The sequence below is a fragment of the Streptomyces sp. NPDC051286 genome, assembly GCF_044455345.1.
In the GTDB taxonomy this organism is placed as follows: Bacteria; Actinomycetota; Actinomycetes; order Streptomycetales; family Streptomycetaceae; genus Streptomyces.
On the sequence record NZ_JBITER010000132.1, the window covers coordinates 1 to 3,313 of the forward strand.

General features: G+C 67.9%; 3 protein-coding genes and 2 pseudogenes. 1 reads left to right on the top strand and 4 read right to left on the bottom strand.

Going from position 1 to position 3,313, the window contains the following annotated elements; genetic code table 11:
* The 4 genes and pseudogenes from ACIBB8_RS37675 to ACIBB8_RS37690 all read right to left on the bottom strand — a co-directional run.
* A pseudogene (locus ACIBB8_RS37675) lies at nt 1–343 on the bottom strand (hypothetical protein); the annotation flags it as partial.
* Between the two features lie 827 nt (nt 344–1,170).
* A complete protein-coding gene (locus ACIBB8_RS37680) occupies nt 1,171–1,545 on the bottom strand; it encodes a toxin Doc (protein ID WP_398959908.1) in 375 nt (124 codons plus the stop codon).
* Nucleotides 1,545–1,784, bottom strand: a complete 240-nt coding sequence (locus ACIBB8_RS37685; protein ID WP_331755507.1) for a hypothetical protein — start codon at nt 1,782–1,784, stop codon at nt 1,545–1,547. The genes ACIBB8_RS37680 and ACIBB8_RS37685 overlap by 1 nt, the downstream gene beginning before the upstream one ends.
* Nucleotides 1,785–2,664: 880 nt before the next feature.
* Nucleotides 2,665–2,829, bottom strand: a pseudogene (locus ACIBB8_RS37690) (transposase); the annotation flags it as partial.
* Between the two features lie 79 nt (nt 2,830–2,908).
* Between ACIBB8_RS37690 and ACIBB8_RS37695 the strand changes: the two are divergent.
* Nucleotides 2,909–3,145 carry a hypothetical protein gene (locus ACIBB8_RS37695; protein WP_398959910.1) on the top strand — a complete coding sequence of 79 codons (237 nt, stop codon included), beginning with the start codon at nt 2,909–2,911 and terminating at the stop codon, nt 3,143–3,145.
* Nucleotides 3,146–3,313 lie beyond the last annotated feature (168 nt).

Genomic DNA, 3,313 nt, shown 5'->3' on the forward strand with positions numbered 1-3,313 from the left:
TCTTTGTCAGCCGGGAGAGCATCGCCGTCCCGGAGTAAAGGGGGCACCCACCCCGGTCGTATCTCGCTCGCGTGGAACGTGGTAACCCCGATGGGTTGCCGTTGTCCCCGTTGCTGCAGGCGGCCACGATAATCAGGTAGGCCTTGAGGCCCCGCAGGTCCCTCCCGGTCACGAAATCCTTCAGAGGCCCATGGCGGCTGGCGGCCCCCTTGTTCGCCTGAACGAAGGTCTTGCGCAGCGGCACGTTGGCCCGGATCGAACGGGTGAGGACCGCCGTACGCGTGTCCCGCCCAGTCGCGGTCATCTCCTGCATGTCCCGCTTGGCGGGCGTCGTCGTCTTCATGCACCAGAAGGTAGCCAGCTGAGCCCTCCAATCCCAAACGATCCAGCCTCCCGAGAGCTGATGCACCAGCGGTTGATCATGGATGGCCCAGCGGGTGTATGAAATGGCCGCTGAAAGGGCCATGTGACAGATCCAGGTGAGAGACCCGGGTGAAAGGTCAACTGAGATAACTACTGTTTGGGATGGGGGTACGCCTCAGCTCCACAACCCGCATGCCCGGCCACCGCTGTCTCGGCACGACGGCGGACCCGACCGACCACCTCGCTCTTCCGGCCGCCAACCCCGCTTCGCACCCCCGGCCCCGTTCTGCCAGCACCCACAACACGAGGCCGCAGGCGGTCCTCTGAGTGCCCCTCAGGCACCGCTCCGACGGGGAGGGCGTTTCGCGCTCGGAGGTGCCCAGTGGGCCGTACGGCGGCTTCTTGAACGGCAGCTGTTCCGTACGCACCTCGGCCTGGCCGCTGGGTCGGGAGGGGGCTATGGCGACTGAGCGGATGGTCAGGCGCCGCCCGCTGGGCGCCGGCCCGCACCACATACGACCACCGGGCCAAGATGACCATCCGCTTCGCCATCTGGGACCACATCACCGGCGCCACCGGCCTGCCCACCCCGGTCTGAACACCGGCCCGGAACCCGGCCCCCGCCACGCCCCGACACACAGGCAGACACGTACTCACTCAACAACGTGACAGCGCCCTGCTCAGGGGTGGCTCAGTCTCTGGCCGAAACGCCGCACCGACCGGCAGCGGGCCGATGAACGCCCGGCTGGCCACTGCCCACGAGCTGTACGACTCCCGGCGGGCAGCGCGAAGAGCCCCGCCACGCCGTCAGATGCGCCAGGAGCGGATGTGGTCGCCTGCCTGGTAGACGTTTGCCTTGCCGGACTGGATGTCGCGGACCAGTTCCACCAGCGCGCCGTATGGGGGGTCGATGCCCTCGCCCGAGGCGTGCATGTAGGCCGCAGCGACCTGGCAGGCGTAGAGGGAGTTGCGGTACGGCAGTGGCTGGAGCCGGACCAGGGCGTGCAGGAGAGCGGCGGCGCGCCAGGCTGCGTCGGGTTCGGCGGTGGTGGGGCGCGGGATGCGGGTCTTGTGGCGGGCGACGGCCGCGACGAGTGCGGAGTAGTCGGCGACAGTGACGTCTTCGGGGACGGCCTGCTCCTGGACGTCCAGGAGCCAGGGGACGTCGATGTAGAGGACCATCAGGCGGCTTCGGCTCCCTGCTGGCGGTCGGCCGGCGGCATCTCGTCGGGGAAGGCGTCGTCGAACTCGTCGCGGTGCTGCTCGCCCCAGGAGATGGCGTAGCGGACGAACTGGAGGCGCTGCTGTTCGCGCAGCGGGAGGTCGTGGACGAACTGCTTGAGGGACTTGCCCTCGGCGGTCGCGGCTGCGCGGACCGCTTCGAGTTCGTCGTCGGTGAAAGTGATGTTCAAGGACGGCATACCCTGATGGTACCTAGTAGGTACCTGAAGGGCCAGGGGTGTGCCGTGTCCGTGTCGTGGCAGGGCAGAGTCCGGCGTGAAGCGGCTCGTGGTGGGTGCTGGCCACGGGGCTGTGTGCGGGCCGTTCTTCGGCCGCACGGGAGAGTTCTCAGGCGACGGTCACCGCTGTTCGTACGGCTCCCCTGCGCCGATCGCGCACGCCCGTTCCAGCAGATCGACGTTGGTGAACTCAAACAGAGCGCGGTCAGCGGCCCGGCACAGCTCGGGGAGGAGATGCTCGCGGCAGGGCGGCTGCGAGCTCGTTGTACGCCTGCTCGTACGAGGGGCCGCAGCCGCTGGCTCCGCCTGGCAGGGAGCCGTCCCAGACCGTCGCCGTCGATGCTGATGTGTCCCATGCCCGCTCCCTGCCCGCGTGGGCCCGGCCGCTCCGAACCCCTTCTCGTCGACGCTACGAGCCGGCACTGCAATCCGGGTCAATCTGAACCTCTACCTGAGGTTCATGGCGGGAGGACACGTACGCCCTCGGTTCGAAGAGGCCGGGCCCTCCAGCACCTTCGATCTGGACTGCAGGAAAGGCGCTCGCCAAGCAACGGCACAGTCTCCGTCCTGCGTGTGACCGCGGTCTTACTGGTCCCGTCATCACCTTCAGCAGCCACTGCTGCTCTTCGGGCGGCCGCTGCTCGTATCAGGGGCTTCGGGATCGGGCACGTGCACCGGTGCCGGTTCGGGTGTCTCGCGGGCCGTGGACGTGCGTGGGGCGGTCCGTGCGCCGAGCGCGGCGGTGGTCCTCCTCGGGATGAGGCGGCCGCGCGGTGCGCTTCCTCAAAGCCCGGGCGAGACCTGGTGCGAAGTCCAACACGCGGAACCCGTCCGGTCCCCCGCGACGCGGCGTCAGTCGGCGCATCACGCGATCGGAGCGGAGGCGGCCGAGGATCTGCACCGCCAGGTCGCCGAGCTGGCCGGCGGTGCGGGGTGCGTCATAGTCGGTATTCAGCGCCACCAGGACCTCGGGATCTCCCGGCTGCCACTGCCCAGCGTCCACCAGGTTCGATGGCACAGGGCAGCCGAGTTCACTCGTATGTGCGATGCACCGCAATTCGAACATGTGATGCAATTCTGAGGTGATGTCTTCCTACGCTTTCCCCGACGACCTACTGAAGGCCCAGCGTGCCTGGTACGCCACGTACCAGCAGTTGGCCGAGGAGCAGAATCCCTCTCAGAGCACGGTCCTGCGGCGCTCGCTGCAGCGGCTGTCCGTGCGGATCAGTACGCACCCGTACTGGGCGACGATTCCCGGGCGGGCCCCGGCTGCCCGGATGGCGCTGAAGCAGCTGGTGTGGTCTGTGCAGGCCAGGCCGTGAGCGCCTATCTGAAATTATTCGGGTCACGTCCGGTGGCGTGGTGTAACCGACGGCCACTCGGTGATCCGTTAACAGGGCGTTGATGCCCCTATGGATGTCAAGCAACGACTCCCGCGGGGCTTGGGTGGTTGGCTGGGGTGCTCGTGGGGACGATGAGCCGGTAGATCT

Coding starts and splice junctions, on each gene's coding strand:
- ACIBB8_RS37680 (WP_398959908.1), bottom strand. CDS start 1,545: ATGGTCCTCTACATCGACGTCCCCTGGCTCCTGGACGTCCAGGAGCAG.
- ACIBB8_RS37685 (WP_331755507.1), bottom strand. CDS start 1,784: ATGCCGTCCTTGAACATCACTTTCACCGACGACGAACTCGAAGCGGTC.
- ACIBB8_RS37695 (WP_398959910.1), top strand. CDS start 2,909: ATGTCTTCCTACGCTTTCCCCGACGACCTACTGAAGGCCCAGCGTGCC.